Origin of the sequence: Variovorax sp. J22G73, assembly GCF_030317035.1 — a bacterium.
In the GTDB taxonomy this organism is placed as follows: Bacteria; Pseudomonadota; Gammaproteobacteria; order Burkholderiales; family Burkholderiaceae_C; genus Variovorax.
This window is the reverse complement of record NZ_JASZYK010000010.1, coordinates 1-22,534: the sequence shown is the minus strand read 5'-3', so window position 1 is coordinate 22,534 and position 22,534 is coordinate 1. Positions and strand designations below refer to the sequence as shown.

Sequence of the window (22,534 nt, the reverse complement as noted above, 5' to 3'; positions counted from 1 at the left end):
AGGAGACCTGTTCATGTACGACATCGCCACGCTCCAGCAGCTGCTGGACACGCTGTTCCCCGGACTCATGGGCGTGAAGCTGCGCGAGCTGACGCCCGAGCGCGTGGTTGCGCAGATGGAGGTGCGTGCCGACCTGTGCACCGCCGGCGGCATCCTGCACGGCGGCGCGTACATGGCGTTCGCCGACACGCTGGGCGCGGTCGGCACGCTGGCGAACTTGAACGAAGGCCAGCGCACCACGACCACCGACTCGAGCACCAAGTTCATCGCGGGCGCCAAGCTCGGCAGCACGGTGACGGGCACCTGCGTGGCGCTGCACCGCGGCCGCACCACGCACGTGTGGCAGACCACCGTGACCAACGCAGAGGGCAAGCTCTGCGCGGTGGTCACGCAGACGCAGCTGGTGCTTCAGGCGTGAAGGGTTCCTGCGCGAGGCCTGCCTGGGTGCGGCCTGCCTGGGCGCTGTTTGGCTGGGTGCCGCTTCCCTGTTCGGCCTCCTGCGGGTGGCTCGCCGCGTAGCGCTCCAGGAACAGGTACAGCAGCAACCCGCCGGCCAGCGGCAGCAGGTAGTACAGCGCGCGGTACGCGAGCACCGCGCCCATCAACGCGCCCTGCTTCACCGTGCCCGACAACAGCGCGAGGTACACGGCCTCGAGCACGCCGAGCCCTGCCGGTATCGGCGTGATGACACCGACGATCGATGCGGCGAGCAGCACGCTCAAGGTGGTCGCGTACGGCACCTGCTGGCCCAGCAGCAGGTACATGGCGGCACCCATCAGTGCCCAGTTGCTGCACGACAGCGCCAGCTGTACCAGCGCCAGCCGCGCGCCCGGCAAGGTGAGCCGCTTGCCCCTGAAGGTCCATTGCCGCCCTTGCGCCACGGCGCAGGCCACCACATAGGCCAGCGCCAGCAGGATCATCGCCACGCCGAGCATGCGCAACGCAAGGTCGCCGATGTGCGCCTGCCGCGGCGGCTCGATGGCGCCGGCCGCGAACAGGCCGCCGGCCAGCAGGCCGTAGCCGAGCCAGTTGGTCACGAGGCTGAGGCCGACCACCTGCGCGACGGTCGCGTCGTCGAGGCCCGCGCGTGCGTACAGGCGCGCGCGCATCGCGATGCCGCCGACCAGCGAACCGAGGTTGAGATTGAAGGCGTAGCTCGTCACCGCGATGGCCCAGGTGCGCCACGCGGGCAGCCGGTGTTTCAGGTGGCGCCTGCCGATGAGGTCGAAGCAGCCGTAGAGCGCATGGCTGGCCGTGGCCAGGCCGAGCACGGCGAGCAGCAGCCAGGGGGAATAGCGTTGCAACGCGTGCCACGCGCCGGCCCAGTCGACCTTGTGCGCGTGGGAAAGCAGCAGGCCGAGCACGGCAATGCCGAGCAGGGGGAGCGCCCATTTGCGGCAGCGTTGCCAGAGGGATGGCGAAGTGGTCGAACCGGAGGTGCCGGTGTCCGACGTGCCGACTTGAGGAATGGCCTCGGCGGAAGTTGCCGCGTGCGCGGCCTGCAGGCTCATGGCGGTGCGGCGGGTCAGGCGGGGTCTTGCTTGCCGCTTTGCTTCGGCGCCTTGTCAGAAGCCTTGTCGGATGCCTTCTCCGGGGTCTTGTGGTCGGCGGAGCCCTTGTCGTGGAGCTTGCGGTTGCCCACGTCCTTCATCAGTGCCTCGCCCTCGGTGTCGCGGCCGTCGGTGGGCACGGACTCTTCCTGGGTGACTTCAGGTTCTTCGTGCGCCGAATGTGCGGACTTGGGTGCGGGCTTGGACGTGGACATGTTGCGGCTCCTCAGGCTCTGTGGATGCCTTCAAGTCTTCGGTGTCCGGTGCAATCGCATCGCCATCCTTGGGCGACGACGGGTGCAGGACATTTGCCATACGCGGCGCATTGCGCAGCTGCGCAGCCGACGTCACACCCTGTCACTTGCAAGATCCGCCTTTGGAAATTTTCAGTTACATTTCCTGCGCCCATTTCGGGCGGAGGAGACACACAAATTGAATAGCGTGAGGAGACTGCTTCTTGCAGCCATGGCTGTCTCGGTGTTCACGAGCGGCTGCGCGGTCAATCGCACCAAGGCCACCGTCGATCCCTCGGCCGGGCTGGACAAGCTGCGCGTGGTGCAGGTCCGCAAGCTCGAGGGCGAGGACGGCACGATCCACCAATTGGTCGCGGCCAACCTGCGTGCGCGCGGCATGCGCGTGGTCGAGGACGGCAAGGCGCCCGAGCGGGTCGACGCCGTCGTCACCTACGTCGACAAGTGGACGTGGGACATCACCATGTACCTGCTGGAACTCACGGTCACCATTCGCGAGCCCAAGACCGACTACCCCCTGGCCACCGGCCATTCGCTCCATACCTCGTTCACCCGGCTCTCGCCATCGCAGATGGTCGACGAGGTGATCGGGAACATCTTCAAAGAATCGGAAAAAAACAAATGATCCATCACACCCTTCGCCGCGCCGGCGCGCTGGCCCTCCTCGCAGTGGTCGTCGCGCTCGCAGGCTGCGCCTCCCCGGCCAACCGCGACGCCATGACGACCACCAGCGTCGCGTCGAGCAAGAAGCTGCCGTTCTCGGTGTCGGTGAAGACCGGCGGCGGCAGCGAAACGAATCCGCTGTGGACCGCCGACATCTCCGACGACGACCTGCGCGCCGCCATCGAGAAGTCCATCACGCAGACGGCCCTGTTCAAGGAAGTCGTCAAGGGCAAGACCGGCGACTACGAGCTGTCGGTCTCGATCGTCAAGCTGAGCAAGCCCACGTTCGGCGCGGCGTTCACCGTCGACATGGAAGCGGGCTGGTCGCTCGTGAAGCTCTCGGACAACTCGGTGGCGATGCGCCGCGTCGTCAAGTCGACCTACACGGGCGGCGCGTTCGACTCGCTCGTGGGCACCACGCGCCTGCGCATGGCGGTGGAAGGCGCGGCGCGCAACAACATCAAGCAGGGCCTGGAAGCGGTGTCGGCGCTGAACCTCTGAGCGAACGGCAAGCAGTTCGCGCCACCTGAAAGCAGCGGCTGGCGATGAGGGACCGGACATTCGGCCCGCATCGGCCAGCCGCTTTTTTTCCAGGGGTGGCCATGACTTTCGTGACTGGCGAGCGCAGCGGCGCGCTGCTAGATTGCCGCCGCTGTCACGCATCGTCATCACCCACCTCGCACTGCAGGGACACATGCCAACTTCCAGGACCGCGCGCTTTCGGCGACTCTCTTTGTTCACGGTGGCCGTGGCGCTCGCGGCCTGTGGCGATGGTGGGCCGCCCGTCGCTGGGGCAACGCCACCGGCCTCGTTCGCATCCGCACCTTCGCCGGCGCCTGCCCTTGCCCCTGCCGCAGCCATTGCGGATTCATCCGCCTGCACCAACGAGGCCGACTTCAACGCAGGCACGCAGCTGACCTACGACCTGCAGCAGACCTCGCCCGGCCAGCCCACCGGCGCCACGCACCACGGCGTCACGACCGGCAAGCGTCAGGCGTTTGCCGGCGCCACGCCGGTGGCTTTCGAGCAGACCTTCTACGACGCCGGCAGGAAGCCGTTCGCGACGGCGACGATCTTCCGGGACGTGGTCGGCGGGAAGATGGTGCGCTACGGCGACACGCACGGCAGCGGCGGCACGCGGGTCACGAGCACCTACGCGCCCGCGCCGGCGATTCCTGTCGCGATGCAGGCGGACCAGACCGTGAACATCACTTACCGCATGGAAACCGTCAGCGCCGGCGGCAAGGTGACCATGGACGTCACCGAAGCCCTGACCTACCAGGGCCGCGAGAAGCTGTCGACGGCGCTCGGGACATTCGACACCTGCCGGTTCGTGCTGGCCAGCACCACGGCCATGGGCAAGGCGCCCGAGATCAAGGTCAATGTCACTTCATGGATCGCGGCTGAAGGGCCGTTTCGCGGCCAGCGCTTGAAGTCGTTCGTTGCCGCGACGGGCGGGCGGCCGGAGAGCACGAGCGTGGTGACGCAGATGAGCTACGTGCCGGAGTAGCTGCGAAGCGCGAGGCGCAAGGCCTAGCGTGGCAGGGTGCGCCACAGCAGGATTGAAGGCCCCAACGAAAAATGCGCTACAGCTTTTGAAGCTGTAGCGCATTTAAGAATATGGTGGCCTGGGGCGGAATCGAACCACCGACACGCGGATTTTCAATCCGCTGCTCTACCAACTGAGCTACCGGGCCATTGTGTGCAGCCTCGAATTATACAGCGCTTCTGCGCCCTCTTGAGAGATCCACACCAAGTTGTTTAAGTTTTCTGTAGAGATGGGTGCGTTCGAGGCCGGTTTTTTCGGCGACTCGGGTCATAGAACCGTTCTCCATCGCCAAGTGGAACTCGAAATACGCCTTCTCGAAGCCGTCGCGCGCATCGCGCAGCGGGCGGTCGAGGTCGAAGCTCTGCGTGGACTGCGGGCCGATGTCCGCCACGGGCACCGCGGCGAGCGACGCCATCATCAGGCTGTCGCCCGTGGTGGTGATGGCCGCGGCCTGCGAGCCGGTGGCCGGCGTGGGCACCACGCCGGCGGCAGCGCGGCGTGCGCTCTCGCGCGCCAGGCCCTGCTCCACTGCCTTGAGCAGCTTCTGCATGGTGATGGGTTTTTCGAGGAACGCGAAGGCGCCGATGCGCGTAGCGTCGACCGCGGTGTCGATGGTGGCGTGGCCGCTCATCATGATCACCGGCATGCTCAGCAGGCCCGCGGTGGACCATTCCTTGAGCAGCGTGACGCCGTCGGTGTCGGGCATCCAGATGTCCAGGAGCACGAGGTCGGGCCGGGCGCGCTGGCGCGCGGCGCGTGCTTCGGCGGCGTTTTCCGCGAGCTCCACGTTGTGGCCTTCGTCATTGAGAATTTCGAAGAGCAGGTCCCGGATGCCCAGCTCGTCATCGACCACGAGAATGTTTGCCATGAGTGCTGCTTGTTGTATGCGCTGGTGTCTGCAAAGGTGTGTAGGAGTCCGCCGGCACATCCCTCGCCTGTGCGACGGATTCGTGCGGCTCAGGCGGCGGAAGACTTCGAATCTTCGGTGTGAGCGACCGCTGCCCGCGGCTCGCTTGCCAGCGCGAATGATAGCGAGACTTGCGCCCCTGCCACAGCCCCATCGACCACGCGGTTGGAAAGCTCGATGCGCGCACCGTGTTCGTCCGCGATCTTCTTCACGACCGCAAGGCCTAAACCGGTACCTTTTGTTTTCGTGGTGACGTACGGTTCGAACGCGCGCTTGAGAATATTTTCAGCAAAACCCTTGCCGCTGTCCTGCACCGTCATGCGCACACGTTGGCCCGAATCGCCCAGCCGCGTGCGAATGACCACCTCGCCCGGCTTGCCCGTGCCGCTGGCCGCGGCCTCGGCGGCGTCCTGCGCGTTTTGCAACAGGTTGTGTATGACCTGGCGAATCTGCTGGGCATCGCCCCGCACGGGTGGGCAGCGCTCATCGAGCTCGAAGCGCAGCGTGATGGGCAGGCTGTCGGCGTTGTAGAGCTGGAGCACATCGGCCAGCAGCGCATTGAGATCGACCGGCTTCAGGTCGGCCGCGGGCAGGCGCGCGTAGTCGCGGAACTCGTTCACCAGCCGCTTCATCGCATCGACCTGGTCGACGATGGTCTTCACCGACTTCACCAGGATGGCCTGCTCGGGCGGCGGCACCTTGCCCGACAGCTTCATCTCCAGCCGCTCGGCCGAGAGCTGGATGGGCGTGAGCGGGTTCTTGATCTCGTGCGCCAGCCGGCGCGCCACTTCGCCCCAGGCCTGCGCGCGCTGGGCCGAGACGATTTCCGAGATGTCGTCGAACACCAGCAGGCGCGCGGCGCCGGGCAGCTCCGCGCCGCGCGCGACGATGTTGATGGCGCCGTCCTGCTGCGGCAGGTCGTTGCCCGAGGCGTGCAGCTCGAAGGCGTGCTGCCAGTGGTCGAGGCCGTGCTGCATGCGCTCGACAAGAAAGTCGTCGAACTGCTGCTGCACCTTGGCGCCGAAATCGGCCAGGCCCGGCACGGCCACCAGCGCCTGGCCTTCGTAGGCGGCCATCGGTGCGCGCAGCACGCGCGTGGCGCCGGGGTTGGTCGACAGCACGATGCCGCGGGCGTCGAGCACGATCACGCCCGAGGTCAGGTTGTCCAGGATGGTCTGCAGGTTGGCGCGCGCCGCGTCGAGCTGGCCCATGGTCTTCTCGACCGCGCCGCGGGCGTCGGCCAGTTGCTGCGTCATGACGGCGAACGAGCGCGTGAGGCCGCCCAGCTCGTCCTTGCCCTGCAGCACGGCAGTGGGCCGCAGGTCGCCGGCGGCCACCTGGCGCACGCCGTCGGCCAGCACCAGCAACGGCCGGGCGAGCTGGTTGCCGAACAGCACGGCCAGCAGCACGGCGCCGAACACGGCCAGGAACAGGCTCAGCGTGAGCGTGCCGATGTACATGCGGCGCAGGCCTTCTCGCGCGAGCGCCCTTTCCTGGTATTCGCGGTTGGCCTCCTGCACGGCGAGCGCATTGGCCACCACCGCCGGCGGCAGCGGCCGCGTGACCTGCAGGTAGCGCGGGGCGGTGTCGAAGTCGAAACCCGGGCGTTGCACCATGGCCAGCGCGCGCACGCTCGCGACCGGCGGCGGCGCGCCGGGGGCGGCGGTTTCGTCCAGCCCCTCGACGTGCGACACGGCGCGCTCGGGGCGCACCTGGCGAAACTGCTGCGCCGTCGGCCGCTCGGGGTTGAGCTGGAAGCGCGAGGTGCCGGCGCTGGCCACCAGCTGCCCGGTGCCGGTCCACAGAATGACGTCGGTGGCCTCGAGCTGGTCGCGAATGCGCTCCAGCTGCAGGCCCGCGCTGGCATCGGGCACCTGCGCGAGCTGCGCGCTGGCGCTGCGCGTCTTGGCCGCCAGGTCGTCGGACAGCGAATCGAGCGTGGCCCGCCCCAGGTTCAGGCCGGCGTCGAGCGCGCCCTCCACCTTCACGTCGAACCAGCTTTCGATCGAGCGCGCGACGAACTGGTAGGACACCACGTAGACCAGCGCCCCGGGCACCACACCCACCAGCGCGAAGATGGCCGCCAGCTTGATGAGCAGCCGGCTGCCGAACTTGCCCTGCCGCAACCGCCGCAGCAACCGGAAGGCGACCCAGCCGATCACCAGCACCAGCAGCACCGCCACCACCACGTTGATGCCGAACAGGCGCACGTAGTAGCGCTCGTACAGCGCGCGGTTGTTGGTGGCCTGCGCAAGCAGGAACATCAGCACCAGCCCGATGGCCGTGACCAGCGCGGCCCCCACGCCGATGGCCCAGCGCATGGCGCGCGCGCGGCTGGCGGCCGGCGTGGCCGCTGCGCCGCTGCGCGCCGACGTGCTCACTTCTGCTTCTCCACGGCGAGCCGGGCGGTGCGCTCGGCGGCGATGTTCCAGTCGGACTGCCCGACCACGCCGATCTGGAACGGCCGCGGCAGCTGCGAGGTGTCGAGCCGGAAACGGAAGGTCACCTGGTGCAGCGGGTCGTCGCCGATTTCGGCGGTGTCGCCCAGCCGCAGGCGGCCGACGCGCTTGATGGCGTCGAGCGCGTCGGCCAGCGTGTCGAAGTTCTGGTTCAGCGAAATGCCCAGGCCGGCCGCGCCGGTCATGGGCGCCGCCGACACGTTCAGGCGCCAGCGCCGCGTGAGCGGCTGGTAGGCCAGCCGCATGTGGCGCGTGACCTGGGCGACCTTGCGGTCGGTCCAGTACCAGCGCTCCTGGAAGATCTCGGCCTCGGCCACGAAGTAGATGGCGATGCCCTTGTCGAGCACCTCCTCGACCAGCGAGGGCAGCTCGAACTGCACCGCGGCGCTGAAGTAGACGCCGTCGTCGGACTGCTCCAGCCGCATCTGGCTGATCGATGTGCCGGCACGCCCCTGCGCCACCGCCGGGGCCGGCAGCCAGGCCATCCACAGCACCCACACCCAGAGCAGCACGGCCAGCAGGACCGGCCGGCGCGGTTCAGTGCGAGCGTTTTTCGAGCAGTGCGTAGAAGAAACCGTCGTGGTCACCAGAGGGATTGTCCGGGACGCTGCGGCCATTCGACCCGTTTTGGGGCAGCAAATGGCCGGGCGACGGCAGCAAACGTGCGTCGGTGTTGTGTACAAGAAACGCATCAATTTGTTGCGAACCTTCTTCGCGAAACACGGAGCAGGTGCAGTAAAGAAGACGGCCGCCGGGCTTCACGAGCGGCCAGAGCGCCGCCAACAGCGAGGCCTGCTGGGCCGCGAGCTGGCCGGTGTCGCTCTCACGGCGCAGCCAGCGCACGTCGGGGTGGCGGCGCACGATGCCCGAGGCGGTGCACGGCGCATCGAGCAGGATGGCGTCGAAGGGCGTGCCGTCCCACCACTGGGCGGGGCGCGCCGCGTCGGCCACCAGCACCTTGGCGCTCATGCCGATGCGCGCCAGGGTCTCGTCGATGCGGCGGCTGCGCACGGCGTCGACTTCGAGGGCGGTGACGTCGATGGCACCCGGGCCGGCCAGCTCGAGCAGGTGCGCTGTCTTGCCGCCGGGGGCGGCGCAGGCGTCGAGCACGCGCAGCGGGGCGGCGGAGGCGGACCGGGCCGCCAGCAAACCGTCGAGCAGCAAGGGCGCGGCCATCTGCGCGGCGGCGTCCTGCACCGACGAAGCACCGTCTGCAAAACCGGGCAACTGCTGCACCGGCCGTGCACGCGCGAGCTGCAGGCCCGAAGGACCGACGCGCGTGGCCGACAGGCCCACGGCTTCGAGCTCCGCCAGATAGGCGACCGGGTTCGATTTCTGCGCATTCACGCGCAGCGTCATCGGCGCCTGCGCGTTGTCGGCACCCAGCACGCGTTGCCACTCGCGCGGATGGTCGCGCTTGAGGCGCTCGATCCACCAGCGCGGATGGTTCCACTGCGCCACCGGTTCGCTGTCGGTGATGGCCACCAGCTCGTCGCGCTCACGCAGAAAGCGCCGCAGGCAGGCGTTGATGAAGCTGGCCTGCGCGCGCGTGGCCGGGTTGCGCTTGGCGGCCTCGACCGCCTGGTCGACCAGCGTGAAGGGCTCGTAGGGCGCGCGCTCGGTGTCCCAGGCCAGCGCGAGCGCCGTGCACAGCAAGGCATCGGGCAGCGGCGGTGGCGTGCGCTTGGCCAGGTGGCGGCGCAGGGCCTCGGCGCGGCCCAGCCAGCGCAGCACCTGGAAGCCGAGCGCCTGCACGCCGGGGCGCAGGGCAGGCTCGACCGCCTCGAACGCGACCGAGCCCGAGGTACCGGCGCGAATCGACGCCAGCGCCACCGCGGTCAGTTGCAGTTGGCGCCAGAGCGGGGGTTGCAGCGACGGCGCGCCGCCACTGCTCGAAGAATCGGAATGTAGGTCTGACAAGTTGGGGCGATGGTAACGGGCGCCCGCAAGCCGGACGCCGTGCAATGGAAAGAAAAAGGAAGCCGCGCCTGACGCTCAGAGCAGCGGCGCGGCCGCACGCAGACGCACGGCCCATGCCACCAGCATCGCAGGGAACTGCGCGATGGCCGCGTTGTAGATCGCCACGGCCTGGTTGAACTGGTTGCGCGCAATTTCCGCGGCGGCCGAAGGCTCGGGCCACGCAATGGGCTCGGCCACGCTCGCCGCGGCGATCGACGACCCCGACGCTCCCGACGATCCGGGCATCAGCGGCACCGGGCGCGACAGCGTGCCGTCGGCGTCGAACACCGTCACATCGTCCGGGTGCTGGCGCCGCCATGCGCCGATCCACACCTGCAGCGCGGTGGCCAGCGCCGCCATGCCGCCGGCGTCCAGCGGATGCAGCCGCGTGGCGCCCAGCAGCGTCGACAGCTGCGTGGTCGCGGCCTGCAGCGGCGCAATGGACGACAGCGATTCATTCAGCACCGCCTCGGGTGGCGAGGCGGAGATGCTGGCCTGCACGAAATCGAGCTGCTTGCCCAGGGCCGCATCGAGCGCCCCATAGGCCTGCAGCACGGTCGCGCGCAGGCGCACCAGCCGGTTGTAGGCACCGACAAACCAGAACAGCAGCACCGCGATCACGATCCAGCTGGCCAGCGATTCGGGCAACAGACTCATCGACAACAAGGCCTCATGGACAACACAAAGAAAAACGCCCCCCGACCGGGGCCGGTCGGGGGGCGTGTGTACCGGTCATGGCCGGTGATGCTAACCAGTTATTCGGTCGCGGCGCCTTCGCTGGCGTCCACCGTGGTCGCTGCATCGCTGGCCTCGTTGGAGGCTGCCATGTCGGCGGCCTCCGACTCGGCAATGGCGCGGCGCTCGGCTTCGTCCATCGCGTCCTTGACCTTGCGTGCCTGGTGGTACGCCATGCCGGTGCCCGCGGGAATCAGGCGGCCGACGATCACGTTTTCCTTCAGGCCGCGCAGCTCGTCGCGCTTGCCCATGATCGCGGCTTCGGTCAGCACGCGCGTCGTTTCCTGGAACGAAGCAGCCGAGATGAACGAGTCGGTCGACAGCGACGCCTTCGTGATACCCAGCAGCAGGTTGGTGAACGTCGCGGGGATCTTGCCTTCGGCGCGCAGGGCGTCGTTGGTGTTGAGCATTTCGCTGCGTTCGACCTGTTCGCCGGAGATGTAGCCGGTCTCGCCGATGTTGTCGACCACGACGCGGCGCAGCATCTGGCGAACGATCACCTCGATGTGCTTGTCGTTGATCTTCACACCCTGCAAGCGGTACACGTCCTGCACTTCGTCCACGATGTAGCGCGCGAGTTCTTCCGAACCCAGCAGGCGCAGGATGTCCTGCGGGTCCGCCGGACCGTCGACCACGCTTTCACCCTTGTTCACCACCTGGCCTTCGTGCACCAGGATGTTCTTTTCCTTCGGAACGAGGTCTTCGTAGACGCCGCCTTCGGGATCGGTGATCTGCAGGCGGATCTTGCCCTTCGTTTCCTTGCCGAACGACACCGTGCCGGTCATTTCGGCCAGCATGCCCTTGTCCTTCGGCGAACGGGCTTCGAACAGCTCGGCCACACGCGGCAGACCGCCGGTGATGTCGCGGGTCTTCTGGCCTTCGACCGGAATACGCGCCAGCACTTCGCCGGGGCCCACGTCCTGGCCGTCACGGATCTGCACCAGCGAGCCGATCGGGAAGCCGATCGTCACCGAGTGGTCGGTACCCGGGATCTTCACTTCGGCGCCGGAGGCGTCGATGAGCTTCACCTGAGGGCGAACCACCTTGGCGGCGCCGCGGCGCTTCGGGTCGATCACGACCAGGGTCGACAGACCGGTCACTTCGTCCACCTGCTTGGCGACCGTCAGGCCTTCCTCGACGTTCTCGAACTGCGCCTTGCCGGCGAACTCGGTAATGATCGGGCGGGTCAGCGGGTCCCAGTTGGCGAGCACGTGGCCGGCCTTGATCTGCTGGTCGGCCTTGACCGTCAGCGTGGCGCCGTACGGCACCTTGTGACGTTCGCGCTCACGGCCGTGCTCGTCATGAATGACGATCTCGCCCGAACGCGAAATCACGACCAGGTCGCTCTTGCTGTTGGTCACGTAGCGCATCGTGGCGTTGAAGCCGATCGAGCCGTTCGACTTGGCTTCCACGCTCGAGGCGATGGCGGCGCGCGAAGCGGCACCACCGATGTGGAAGGTACGCATCGTCAGCTGCGTGCCGGGTTCGCCGATGGACTGCGCAGCGATCACACCAACGGCTTCGCCGATGTTGATCAGGCCGCCGCGGCCCAGGTCGCGGCCGTAGCAGGTCGCGCAGATGCCGAAGCGGGTTTCGCAGGTCAGCGCGGTACGCACCTTGACCTCGTCGACGCCTTGCGCCTCGAGCTCTTCGATGTTGTCCTCGTCGAACATGGAGCCTGCCTTCAGCAGCACCGAACGGTTTTCCGGGTGCAGCACGTCGTCCGCGGCCGAGCGGCCGAGGATACGGTCGCGCAGCGACTCGATCACTTCACCGCCTTCGACGATGGCGCGCATCAGGTAGCCGCCGTGCGTGCCGCAGTCCTGCTCGGTCACGACCAGGTCTTGCGTCACGTCGACCAGACGACGGGTCAGGTAGCCCGAGTTCGCCGTCTTCAGCGCCGTGTCGGCCAGGCCCTTACGGGCACCGTGGGTGGAGATGAAGTACTCCAGCACGTTCAGGCCTTCGCGGAAGTTCGCGGTGATGGGCGTCTCGATGATCGAGCCGTCGGGCTTGGCCATCAGGCCACGCATGCCGGCCACCTGGCGAATCTGGGCCGCGGAACCGCGAGCGCCCGAGTCGGCCATCATGTAGATCGAGTTGAAGGACTCCTGCTCCACTTCCTTGCCGTGGCGGTCGATGACCTTCTGCTTCGACAGCTTGGCCATCATGACCTTCGACACTTCGTCGCCGGCCTTGCCCCAGATGTCCACCACCTTGTTGTAGCGTTCGCCGGAGGTCACGAGACCGGAGACGTACTGCTGTTCGATCTCCTTCACTTCCTTGGCCGAGCGCTCGATGATGCCGTGCTTTTCAGCGGGCACCAGCATGTCGTCGATGGCGATCGAGATACCGGCCTTGGTCGCCAGGCGGAAGCCGTTCTGCAGCAGCTTGTCGGCGAACACGACCGTCTCTTTCAGGCCGCACTTGCGGAACGAGACGTTGATGAGCTTGGAGATTTCCTTCTTCTTCAGCGCCTTGTTGATGTTCGAGAACGGCAGGCCCTTCGGCAGGATCTCGGACAGCAGGGCACGGCCCACGGTGGTGTCCACGAGCGAGGTCGACGGCGTGAACACGCCGGTTTCCTTGTCCTTGGTGTACTCCGTGATACGCACCGCGACCTTGGCGGTGAGCTCGACCTCGTTGGCGTCCAGCGCGCGCTGCACTTCACCGATGTCGGAGAAGATCAGGCCCTCGCCCTTGCCGTTGATGCGGTCGCGGGTCGTGTAGTACAGACCCAGCACCACGTCCTGCGAAGGAACGATCGACGGTTCGCCTGATGCCGGGAACAGCACGTTGTTGGAGGCCAGCATCAGCGTGCGGGCTTCCATTTGCGCTTCCACCGACAGCGGCACGTGAACGGCCATCTGGTCGCCGTCGAAGTCGGCGTTGAATGCCGCGCAGACGAGCGGGTGCAGCTGGATGGCCTTGCCTTCGATCAGGATCGGTTCGAACGCCTGGATGCCCAAACGGTGCAGCGTAGGCGCACGGTTCAGCATGACCGGGTGTTCCTTGATCACTTCTTCCAGGATGTCCCACACCACCGGCGTGCCCGATTCGACTTCCTTCTTGGCAGCCTTGATCGTGGTCGCGATGCCCATGGCTTCCAGGCGCGAGAAGATGAAGGGCTTGAACAGTTCCAGCGCCATCAGCTTCGGCAGGCCGCATTGGTGCAGCTTGAGCGTCGGGCCCACCACGATGACCGAACGGCCCGAGTAGTCGACGCGCTTGCCCAGCAGATTCTGGCGGAAGCGGCCGCTCTTGCCCTTGATCATGTCGGCCAGCGACTTCAGTGCGCGCTTGTTGGCGCCCGTCATGGCCTTGCCGCGACGGCCGTTGTCCAGCAGCGAGTCCACAGCTTCCTGCAGCATCCGCTTTTCGTTGCGCGCGATGATTTCCGGAGCCTTCAGCTCCAGCAGGCGGCGCAGGCGCGAATTGCGGTTGATGACGCGGCGGTACAGGTCGTTCAGGTCGGAGGTCGCAAAGCGGCCGCCGTCCAGCGGCACCAGCGGACGCAGGTCCGGCGGCAGCACGGGCAGCACTTCGAGCACCATCCACTGGGGCTTGATGCCCGACTTGCGGAAGGCTTCCAGCACCTTCAGGCGCTTGGAGTTCTTCTTGACCTTGACTTCGGAGCCGGTCAGGTCACCGCGCAGGCGTTCGATCTCGCTGTCGAGCTCGATGCCTTCCAGCAGGTCCTTGATGCCTTCGGCGCCCATCTTGGCAACGAATTCGTCGCCGAATTCCTTGCGCTTCGCGTCGTAGTCGTCCTCGGACATGATGCCGAACTTCTTCAGCGGGGTCATGCCGGGGTCGGTGATCACGTAGGCTTCGAAATACAGCACGCGTTCGATGTCGCGCAGCGTCATGTCGAGCACCAGGCCCAGGCGCGACGGCAGCGACTTCAGGAACCAGATGTGGGCGCAGGGCGCGGCCAGGTCGATGTGACCCATGCGCTCGCGACGCACCTTGGTCTGCGTGACTTCAACGCCGCACTTCTCGCAGATCACGCCGCGGTGCTTCAGGCGCTTGTACTTGCCGCACAGGCACTCGTAGTCCTTGATGGGGCCGAAGATCTTGGCGCAGAACAGGCCGTCGCGCTCGGGCTTGAACGTGCGGTAGTTGATCGTCTCGGGCTTCTTCACTTCGCCGAAAGACCACGAACGGATCTTCTCGGGCGACGCCATGCCGATCTTGATCGCATCGAAATGCTCGTCGGGCGTGAATTGCTTGAACAGGTCGAGTAATGACTTCATGTGACTCTTTCCTTGTTGCTTAAGAACGTTCGAGTTCGATGTCCAGGCCCAGGGAACGAATTTCCTTGACCAGCACATTGAACGATTCCGGCATGCCGGCTTCGATGGAGTGTTCGCCCTTGACGATGCTCTCGTACACCTTGGTACGGCCTTGCACGTCGTCGGACTTCACCGTCAGCATTTCCTGCAGAACGTAGGCGGCGCCGTAAGCTTCCAGCGCCCACACTTCCATTTCCCCGAAACGCTGGCCGCCGAACTGCGCCTTGCCGCCCAGAGGCTGCTGCGTGACCAGCGAGTACGGGCCGGTCGAGCGGGCGTGCATCTTGTCGTCCACCAAGTGGTGCAGCTTCAAGAAGTGCATGTAGCCGACGGTGACCGGACGCTCGAACTGGTCGCCCGAGCGGCCGTCGTACAGGTACGCCTGGGTGCGCGTGTCGGTCAGGCCCTTGAGCTTGGCGATGTCGTCCGGGTAGGCGAGCTTGAGCATGCCGCGGATTTCTTCTTCCGAGGCGCCGTCGAACACAGGCGTCGCGAAGGTTGCGCCGTTCTGCAGGTTCGCCGCCATCTCGAGCAGTTCGGTGTCGCTCAGCGAACCGAGGTTTTCCTGGCGGCCCGAGCCGTTGTACAGCTGCTCCATGAACTTGCGCAGCTCGGCCACCTTGGCCTCCTGCTGCAGCATGTCGCCGATGCGCTGGCCGATGCCCTTGCCGGCCCAGCCCAGATGCACTTCCAGCACCTGGCCCACGTTCATCCGCGAAGGCACGCCCAGTGGGTTCAGGCAGATGTCGCACGGCGTGCCGTCGGCCATGTGGGGCATGTCTTCGACCGGAACGATCTTCGACACCACACCCTTGTTGCCGTGGCGGCCGGCCATCTTGTCGCCGGGTTGCAGGCGGCGCTTGACGGCCAGGTAGACCTTGACCATCTTCAGCACGCCCGCGGGCAGCTCGTCGCCCTGCGTGAGCTTCTTGCGCTTTTCTTCGAACGAGAGGTCGAAGCTGTGGCGCGTCTGCTCCAGCGAGTTCTTGATCGACTCGAGCTGCGTGGCCACTTCGTCTTCCGCCGGGCGGATGTCGAACCAGTGGAACTTCTCGACCGACGACAGGTAGGCCTTGTCGAGCTTGGTGCCCTTGGCCAGCTTGTTCGGACCGCCGTTGGCGACCTTGCCGGTCAGCAGCTTCTCGATACGGTCGAACGCGTCGGCTTCGACGATGCGAAGCTGGTCGTTCAGGTCGAGGCGGAAGCGCTTGAGCTCGTCGTCGATGATCTGCTGGGCGCGCTTGTCGCGCGTGATGCCTTCGCGGGTGAACACTTGCACGTCGATCACGGTGCCTTGCGAGCCCTGGTCCACGCGCAGCGAGGTGTCCTTCACGTCGGAAGCCTTCTCGCCGAAGATGGCGCGAAGCAGCTTCTCTTCAGGCGTCAGCGTGGTCTCGCCCTTCGGCGTGACCTTGCCCACCAGCGTGTCGCCCGGCTGCACTTCGGCGCCGACATAAATGATGCCGGATTCGTCGAGGCGGTTGAGCTGCTGCTCGGCCAGGTTCGGGATGTCGCGCGTGATTTCTTCGGCGCCCAACTTCGTGTCGCGTGCCATCACCACCAGTTCCTCGATGTGGATCGAGGTGTAGCGGTCTTCGGCGACGACGCGTTCGGAGATCAGGATCGAGTCTTCGAAGTTGTAGCCGTTCCACGGCATGAACGCGATCAGCATGTTCTGGCCCAGGGCCAGTTCGCCGAGGTCGGTCGATGCGCCGTCGGCCACCACGTCGCCCTTGGCGATCTTGTCGCCGCGCTTGACGATGGGGCGCTGGTGGATGTTGGTGTTCTGGTTCGAACGCTGATACTTGATCAGGTTGTAGATGTCCACACCCACTTCACCGGCTGCCGCTTCGGCATCGTTCACGCGCACCACGACACGGGTCGCATCGACGTAGTCGACGATACCGCCGCGGGTGGCCGTGACCACGGTGCCGGAGTCGACCGCGGAGACGCGCTCGATACCGGTGCCGACCATCGGCTTCTCGGGGCGCAGCACAGGCACGGCCTGGCGCTGCATGTTGGCGCCCATCAACGCGCGGTTCGCGTCGTCGTGCTCCAGGAAGGGCACGAGCGATGCGGCCACCGACACGATCTGCGCGGGCGACACGTCCATGTACTGGATGCGCTCGGCACCGACCAGGATCGATTCGCCGGCTTCACGCGCGGAGACCAGGTCGCCGGTCAGCACGCCGTCCTTGTCCAGGGCCGCGTTGGCCTGGGCGATGACGTACTTGCCTTCTTCGATGGCCGACAGGTAGTCGATCTCGTTGGTGACCTTGCTGTCCGCCACGCGACGGTACGGCGTCTCGATGAAGCCGTATTCGTTCAGACGGGCGTACAAGGCCAGCGAGTTGATCAGGCCGATGTTCGGGCCTTCAGGCGTTTCGATCGGGCACACGCGGCCGTAATGGGTCACATGCACGTCGCGCACTTCGAAGCCTGCACGTTCACGCGTCAGACCACCCGGGCCAAGGGCCGACACGCGGCGCTTGTGGGTGATTTCGGACAACGGGTTCGTCTGGTCCATGAACTGCGACAGCTGCGACGCACCGAAGAATTCCTTCAGCGCGGCCGAGATCGGCTTGCTGTTGATCAGGTCGTGCGGCATCAGCGGCTCTTGCTCCGCTTGGCCCAGGCGTTCCTTCACGGCCTTCTCGATACGCGCCAGGCCGGTGCGGTACTGGTTCTCGGCCAGTTCGCCGACGCAACGCACGCGGCGGTTGCCCAGGTGATCGATGTCGTCGACTTCGCCGTTGCCGTTGCGCAGGTCGACGAGGATCTTGACCACGGCCAGGATGTCTTCGTTGGTCAGCACCATCGGGCCGGTGGATTCGTCGCGGCCGACCTTGGCGTTGAACTTCATGCGGCCCACGCGCGACAGGTCGTACGTGTCCGGGTTGTAGAACAGGCGCTGGAACAGGGCCTGCACCGCGTCTTCCGTCGGCGGCTCGCCGGGGCGCATCATGCGGTAGATGGCCACGCGCGCGGCGAACTCGTCCACCGTTTCGTCGATGCGCAGGGTCTGCGAGATGTACGCGCCCTGGTCGAGTTCGTTGGTGTAGATGACCTGCACGTCCTGCACGCCGGCCGTGCGCAGCTTCTTCAGCAGCGCTTCGGTCAGCTCGTCGTTGGCCTTGGCCAGGATTTCACCCGAGTCGGCGTCCACGATGTTGCGGGCGATGACGCGGCCGATCAGGAAGTCTTCCGGCACGCTGATGTGCGTGGTGCCGCCCTGCTCGAGTTCGCGCGTGTGGCGCGCGGTGACGCGCTTGTCCTTGGCGACCACGACCTTGCCCGACTTGTCGGTGATGTCGAAGCGCGCGACTTCGCCGCGCAGACGCTCGGAGACGAACTCCATCTGCGCGCCGCTGTCCATCAGGCGGAAGTTGTCGTTCACGAAGAAGTTCGCGAGGATCGATTCCGGGTTCAGGCCGATGGCCTTCAGCAGGATCGTGACCGGCATCTTGCGGCGACGGTCCACGCGGAAGTACAGCATGTCCTTCGGGTCGAATTCGAAGTCGAGCCACGAACCGCGGTAGGGAATCACGCGGGCCGAGAACAGCAGCTTGCCCGAGCTGTGCGTCTTGCCCTTGTCGTGTTCGAAGAACACGCCCGGCGAACGGTGCAGCTGCGAAACGATCACGCGTTCGGTGCCGTTGATGATGAACGAACCCTTTTCGGTCATGAGCGGCACTTCGCCCATGTAGACCTCTTGTTCCTTCACTTCCTTGACCACCTTCGACTGCGAGGTCGACGACTCGCGGTCATAGATGATGAGCTGCACCTTGGCGCGCACGGCCGAGGCGAAGGTCAGGCCGCGGGTCTGGCATTCGCGCACGTCGAACGCCGGCTTCGCCAGGTTGTACTCGAGGAACTTCATCTCGACAAAACCGTTGTGCGAGACGATCGGGAAGGCGGCGTCGAACGCGGCCTGCAGGCCTTCGACGGTGCGCTGTTTGGGGGCGATGCCGGCTTGCAGGAACGCGGTGTACGCGTCTTTCTGCATCTGCAGCAGGTAAGGGATTTCGACGACGCTGTCGCGGTTACCGAAACTTTTTCGGATGCGCTTGCGTTCGGTGTAACTGTACGCGGACGATTGGGCCATGAGAGCTCCGGTGCTTGAGATCTTCAGCGACTTGTCAGCAGTGCCTAGGCACCACTGCTTGGCGGCTGGCCACTACCAGCCGTTGGCGGACGGCGATGCGTTGCACATCGCCCGAACCAAGGGGTCTTCTGCAGTCGGGGTCAGAAGACACTCAAAAAACGTCTCGTTTGGGCTTTTCCGTCGACCTGAAGGTCTCCAGGAAAGCCGGCAACGAGCCGGCTTTTGGGTGCGCTCTGAAAGCGGCAAAGGCTGGAGGGCCTTTTCAGGCACCTCCAGCCCTCTAGGGGGACTGAATTACTTCAGTTCCACCTTGGCGCCAGCTTCTTCCAGCTTCTTCTTGGCGGCTTCAGCGTCAGCCTTGGACAGGGCTTCCTTGACAGCCTTGGGAGCGGCTTCCACCAGGTCCTTGGCTTCCTTGAGGCCCAGGCCGGTGATTTCGCGCACGGCCTTGATGACCGACACCTTGTTCGCGCCGACTTCAGCCAGCACGACGTTGAATTCGGTCTGTTCTTCAGCCACGGCAGCGGCAGCACCGCCACCAGCGCCAGCCGGAGCGGCCATTGCAGCGGCGCTCACGCCGAACTTCTCTTCGATGGCCTTGACCAGGTCGTTGAGTTCCAGGACCGTCATGCTGTCGAGCGCGGTCAGAAATGCGTCTTTATCGAATGCCATTTTTGTTTCCTAACAATTGGGTTGAATATTTCAAACGCAAGCTCAAGCGGCTTGCGCTTCTGCCGGTGCATCGGCGGGTGCAGCTTCGCCTTCGCCACGCTTCGCAGCCAGCGCCGCGAGAACGCGTGCCGTACGGGAAACGGGGGATTGCATCAAGCCCAGCAATTGGGACAGCAGCACTTCCTTCGAAGGGATGTTGGCCAGTTGCTTCACGCCGTTGACGTCCAGGGCCTTGCCGCCGAACGCACCACCGCGAATCACCAACTTGTCGTTGGTCTTCGCGAAGTCGGCCACTACCTTGGCGGCGGCCACTGCGTCTTCGGAAAAGCCGTAGATCAGCGGACCGGTCATCTGGTCACCGACGACTTCGAATGCGCTACCAGCCACAGCACGGCGTGCCAGCGTGTTCTTCAACACGCTGAGCGTCACGCCCTTGCTGCGAGCTTCGCTGCGCAGTTTGGTCATATCGGCAACCGTGATACCACGGTATTCCGCCATCACGAGCGTTTGAGCTTTTGCGGCGAGGCTGGTCACATCACTGATGACCGCTTCTTTCTCACTGCGATTCAGACTCAAGGTCTACTCCTTTTAATGCGACCTTCGGCCGGGGCCTCGGATCGCGCTTCATGCAGCGACCAACTGTTTCGGAACAAAAACAAATTCCTTGCAGTGGGGTCGCCATCTGCGCTGGTCACCGGACAGGAAGGTCCGGCGATTAAGTGCAGCACCCTGCACACCAGCGGTCTTGGATGGCTCGCGGCAACCGAAGCCGCCGCGACCCACCACATTCGCCTCACCCTTTCGGGCGAGGCCAATCTCTTCAGCTCGCCGAGATGGTTTGCGTGTCCACGCGGACACCCAGACCCATGGTCGACGACACCGCCACCTTGCGCAGGTACACACCCTTGCTGGTCGCGGGCTTGGCCTTGACCAGAGCGTCGATCAGCGCGGCGAGGTTGCCTTGCAGCTTGTCGTTGTCGAACGAGCGACGGCCGATCGTGCCGTGCACGATGCCGGCCTTGTCGACGCGGAACTGAACCTGGCCAGCCTTGGCGTTCTTCACGGCCGTGGCGACGTCCGGGGTCACGGTGCCAACCTTGGGGTTGGGCATCAGGCCGCGCGGGCCCAGGATCTGACCCAGCGTACCGACGACGCGCATGGCGTCCGGTGCGGCGATCACGACGTCGAAAGGCATGTCGCCAGCCTTGACCATGGCAGCCAGGTCGTCCATGCCGACGATGTCGGCGCCGGCGGCCTTGGCTTCTTCAGCCTTGGCGCCTTGGGCGAACACGGCGACGCGCTTGGTCTTGCCGGTGCCGTTGGGCAGCACGACGGCGCCACGCACGACCTGGTCCGACTTCTTCGCGTCGATGCCGAGCTGCACGGCCACGTCGATCGATTCGTCGAACTTGGCGGTGGCCGCGTCCTTGACGATGACGATCGCGTCAGCCAGCGGGTACAGCTTGTTGCTGTCGACCTTGCCTTGCAGCGACTTTTGCTTCTTGGTGATCTTGGACATTTACACGCCCTCCACATTCACGCCCATCGAGCGGGCCGAGCCGGCGATGGTACGAACTGCTGCGTCGAGGTCGGCGGCAGTCAGGTCCTTCATCTTGGCCTTGGCGATTTCTTCGAGCTGGGCGCGCGTGATCTTGCCGACCTTGTCGGTGTGCGGGCGGGCCGAACCCTTGTCCAGCTTGATGGCCTTCTTGATCAAGGTGATCGCCGGGGGCGTCTTGATGATGAAGGTGAAGCTCTTGTCAGCGAACGCGGTGATGACCACCGGCAGCGGCAGACCCGGCTCGACGCCTTGGGTCTGCGCGTTGAACGCCTTGCAGAACTCCATGATGTTCAGACCGCGCTGACCGAGTGCGGGACCGATCGGGGGGGACGGGTTGGCCTTACCAGCTGGGACTTGCAGCTTGATGAAGCCGACGATTTTTTTCGCCATGCTTTGCTCCTTGCGGGTGATATCGCCTTGGCTTGCGGCCAAGGCTCCCCGGGGTTGAACGACTCTTCGAGATCAAGGCCGCGCGCCGAGTCGGACAACGCGCAGCCGGAATTGAGGCGGGCCTTTCGGCCCGCGGCTCAGGTCTTCTCGACCTGGCTGAATTCGAGCTCCACAGGCGTCGCGCGGCCGAAAATCATGACCGACACGCTGACCTTGCTCTTCTCGTAATTGACTTCTTCGACCGTGCCGTTGAAGTCGGTGAACGGGCCTTCCTTGACGCGCACGAATTCGCCGACGGTGAACTCGACCTTGTGGCGCGGCTTCTCAGTGCCCTGCTGCATCTGGCTGACGATGTCCTCAACCTCTTTTTGCGAGATCGGAGCCGGACGGTTCTTGGCACCGCCCACGAAACCGGTCACCTTGTTGGTGTGCTTCACCAGGTGCCAGCTCTCGTCATCCATGATCATTTCGACCAGCACGTAGCCCGGGAAGAAACGACGCTCGGTGGTGCGCTTCTGGCCGTTCTTGATCTCGACCACTTCTTCGGTCGGGACCAGGATGCGACCGAACTTGTCTTGCATGCCGGCGCGGTTGATGCGCTCGGTGATGTTGCGCTCGACGGCCTTTTCCATGCCCGAATAGGCATGCACCACGTACCAACGCAGATCAGGGTTGGCGGCAGGGGCCAGGATCGGAGTGTTCTCCTCTTCCGGCGTGGTTTCAACTACGTCGTCGGTCATTGCTTATTTTCTCCAGCCCAGAATGAGGTCGAAGAACACCCATTCGAGCGTCTTGTCGGTGAGCCAGAGGAAGACGGACATGATCGCCACGAAGGCGAACACATAAGCCGTCATTTGCATCGCTTCCTTGCGGGTCGGCCACACGACCTTCTTGACCTCGCGCCACGAGTCGCGGCCAAAGGCCCACAACTGACGGCCATTCTCCGAACTGCCGAAAGCAGCCACCGCAGCGGCCAGGCCGACCAGCAGCGCCGCCCATTGCACCAGCGAGCCCTGGCGCGACAGCAGGTAGAACGCCACGATGGCGCCCACTGCCAGCACGACCGCCACGGCCAATTTGGCCTTGTCGGCGCCGGTGCTCACGGTTTCGATTTGAGAAGTGGCCATGTTCGGCTGATTTCCTGTGGCCCGGAGGCCTTCAATTCATTGCGTCTCTTCAGACGCCGAAGCCCGTCGGGACACGACGGGCTTTTTTCGGGGTGCCACCTAGGTGGCAGGGGCAGTAGGAATCGAACCTACAACCTTCGGTTTTGGAGACCGACGCTCTGCCAATTGAGCTATACCCCTCCGGTACTCTTTGCGCCCGACTTAGATGTCGAGGATCTTGGCGACGACGCCCGAGCCCACGGTACGGCCGCCTTCGCGGATGGCGAAGCGCAGGCCTTCTTCCATCGCGATCGGGTTGATCAGCTTCACGG

Annotated in this window: 20 protein-coding genes and 2 tRNA genes; 4 read left to right on the top strand and 18 right to left on the bottom strand. The window is 65.4% G+C overall.

Annotated features, from left to right (window positions below):
* The first annotated feature begins 13 nt into the window (after nucleotides 1-13).
* Nucleotides 14-418: a PaaI family thioesterase gene (locus tag QTI51_RS28465; protein ID WP_286517067.1), complete on the top strand. Its 405-nt coding sequence runs from the start codon at nucleotides 14-16 to the stop codon at nucleotides 416-418.
* Here QTI51_RS28465 and QTI51_RS28460 read toward each other — a convergent pair.
* Nucleotides 387-1,511, bottom strand: coding sequence for a lysylphosphatidylglycerol synthase domain-containing protein (locus tag QTI51_RS28460; RefSeq protein WP_286517069.1), 1,125 nt, complete (start codon nucleotides 1,509-1,511; stop codon nucleotides 387-389). The genes QTI51_RS28465 and QTI51_RS28460 overlap by 32 nt on opposite strands.
* Before the next feature lie 14 nt (nucleotides 1,512-1,525).
* A complete protein-coding gene (locus tag QTI51_RS28455) occupies nucleotides 1,526-1,765 on the bottom strand; it encodes a hypothetical protein (protein ID WP_286517071.1) in 240 nt (79 codons plus the stop codon).
* 226 nt (nucleotides 1,766-1,991) lie between these two features.
* Here QTI51_RS28455 and QTI51_RS28450 point away from each other — a divergent pair, with 226 nt between their 5' ends.
* The 3 genes from QTI51_RS28450 (at nucleotide 1,992) to QTI51_RS28440 (ending at nucleotide 3,974) form a co-directional block, all read left to right on the top strand.
* Nucleotides 1,992-2,426, top strand: coding sequence for a hypothetical protein (locus QTI51_RS28450; RefSeq protein ID WP_286517073.1), 435 nt, complete (start codon nucleotides 1,992-1,994; stop codon nucleotides 2,424-2,426).
* Complete coding sequence (locus tag QTI51_RS28445; RefSeq protein WP_286517075.1) at nucleotides 2,423-2,965, top strand: hypothetical protein; 543 nt, start codon at nucleotides 2,423-2,425, stop codon at nucleotides 2,963-2,965. The genes QTI51_RS28450 and QTI51_RS28445 overlap by 4 nt, the downstream gene beginning before the upstream one ends.
* Nucleotides 2,966-3,158: 193 nt before the next feature.
* Nucleotides 3,159-3,974 carry a hypothetical protein gene (locus QTI51_RS28440; RefSeq protein WP_286517077.1) on the top strand — a complete coding sequence of 272 codons (816 nt, stop codon included), beginning with the start codon at nucleotides 3,159-3,161 and terminating at the stop codon, nucleotides 3,972-3,974.
* A 111-nt stretch (nucleotides 3,975-4,085) separates the two neighbouring features.
* Here QTI51_RS28440 and QTI51_RS28435 read toward each other — a convergent pair.
* The 16 genes from QTI51_RS28435 to QTI51_RS28360 form a co-directional block, all read right to left on the bottom strand.
* Nucleotides 4,086-4,161 (bottom strand) — tRNA-Phe (locus QTI51_RS28435).
* An 18-nt stretch (nucleotides 4,162-4,179) separates the two neighbouring features.
* Entirely contained in the window at nucleotides 4,180-4,881 is a 702-nt protein-coding gene (locus tag QTI51_RS28430) for a response regulator (RefSeq protein ID WP_116910792.1), read from the bottom strand.
* 89 nt (nucleotides 4,882-4,970) lie between these two features.
* Nucleotides 4,971-7,301 carry a sensor histidine kinase gene (locus tag QTI51_RS28425; protein ID WP_116910793.1) on the bottom strand — a complete coding sequence of 777 codons (2,331 nt, stop codon included), beginning with the start codon at nucleotides 7,299-7,301 and terminating at the stop codon, nucleotides 4,971-4,973.
* Nucleotides 7,298-7,864, bottom strand: coding sequence for a DUF4390 domain-containing protein (locus tag QTI51_RS28420; protein WP_207786737.1), 567 nt, complete (start codon nucleotides 7,862-7,864; stop codon nucleotides 7,298-7,300). Before QTI51_RS28420 ends, QTI51_RS28425 begins: the two co-directional genes overlap by 4 nt.
* 52 nt (nucleotides 7,865-7,916) lie before the next feature.
* Nucleotides 7,917-9,299 carry a 16S rRNA (cytosine(967)-C(5))-methyltransferase RsmB gene (rsmB, locus tag QTI51_RS28415; RefSeq protein ID WP_503011549.1) on the bottom strand — a complete coding sequence of 461 codons (1,383 nt, stop codon included), beginning with the start codon at nucleotides 9,297-9,299 and terminating at the stop codon, nucleotides 7,917-7,919.
* A 75-nt stretch (nucleotides 9,300-9,374) separates the two neighbouring features.
* On the bottom strand, nucleotides 9,375-9,995 hold the full coding sequence (locus QTI51_RS28410) for a LemA family protein (protein ID WP_286517080.1): 621 nt from the start codon (nucleotides 9,993-9,995) through the stop codon (nucleotides 9,375-9,377).
* A 98-nt stretch (nucleotides 9,996-10,093) separates the two neighbouring features.
* Nucleotides 10,094-14,329: a DNA-directed RNA polymerase subunit beta' gene (gene rpoC / locus QTI51_RS28405; RefSeq protein WP_116910796.1), complete on the bottom strand. Its 4,236-nt coding sequence runs from the start codon at nucleotides 14,327-14,329 to the stop codon at nucleotides 10,094-10,096.
* 19 nt (nucleotides 14,330-14,348) lie between these two features.
* The gene (gene rpoB / locus QTI51_RS28400; RefSeq protein WP_116910797.1) at nucleotides 14,349-18,473 is read right to left on the bottom strand and encodes a DNA-directed RNA polymerase subunit beta; all 4,125 of its coding nucleotides are present in this window, start codon (nucleotides 18,471-18,473) and stop codon (nucleotides 14,349-14,351) included.
* Nucleotides 18,474-18,767: 294 nt separating this feature from the next.
* Nucleotides 18,768-19,145: a 50S ribosomal protein L7/L12 gene (gene rplL, locus QTI51_RS28395; protein WP_116910798.1), complete on the bottom strand. Its 378-nt coding sequence runs from the start codon at nucleotides 19,143-19,145 to the stop codon at nucleotides 18,768-18,770.
* Nucleotides 19,146-19,187: 42 nt separating this feature from the next.
* The gene (gene rplJ / locus QTI51_RS28390) at nucleotides 19,188-19,721 is read right to left on the bottom strand and encodes a 50S ribosomal protein L10 (RefSeq protein WP_116910799.1); all 534 of its coding nucleotides are present in this window, start codon (nucleotides 19,719-19,721) and stop codon (nucleotides 19,188-19,190) included.
* A 244-nt stretch (nucleotides 19,722-19,965) separates the two neighbouring features.
* Nucleotides 19,966-20,664 carry a 50S ribosomal protein L1 gene (gene rplA / locus QTI51_RS28385; protein WP_116910800.1) on the bottom strand — a complete coding sequence of 233 codons (699 nt, stop codon included), beginning with the start codon at nucleotides 20,662-20,664 and terminating at the stop codon, nucleotides 19,966-19,968.
* Nucleotides 20,665-21,096: a 50S ribosomal protein L11 gene (gene rplK / locus QTI51_RS28380; RefSeq protein ID WP_056584627.1), complete on the bottom strand. Its 432-nt coding sequence runs from the start codon at nucleotides 21,094-21,096 to the stop codon at nucleotides 20,665-20,667. It abuts the gene before it with no gap.
* A 137-nt stretch (nucleotides 21,097-21,233) separates the two neighbouring features.
* Nucleotides 21,234-21,836 (bottom strand): transcription termination/antitermination protein NusG, encoded by a 603-nt coding sequence (nusG, locus tag QTI51_RS28375; RefSeq protein WP_007831050.1) that lies wholly within the window; start codon nucleotides 21,834-21,836, stop codon nucleotides 21,234-21,236.
* A 3-nt stretch (nucleotides 21,837-21,839) separates the two neighbouring features.
* Nucleotides 21,840-22,223: a preprotein translocase subunit SecE gene (gene secE / locus QTI51_RS28370; protein ID WP_093057178.1), complete on the bottom strand. Its 384-nt coding sequence runs from the start codon at nucleotides 22,221-22,223 to the stop codon at nucleotides 21,840-21,842.
* Nucleotides 22,224-22,327: 104 nt separating this feature from the next.
* Nucleotides 22,328-22,403: transfer RNA gene (locus tag QTI51_RS28365), tRNA-Trp, on the bottom strand.
* A gap of 21 nt (nucleotides 22,404-22,424) precedes the next feature.
* Nucleotides 22,425-22,534: EF-Tu C-terminal domain-related protein (locus QTI51_RS28360; protein ID WP_495574034.1), on the bottom strand; the 110-nt coding region annotated here is incomplete at its 5' end.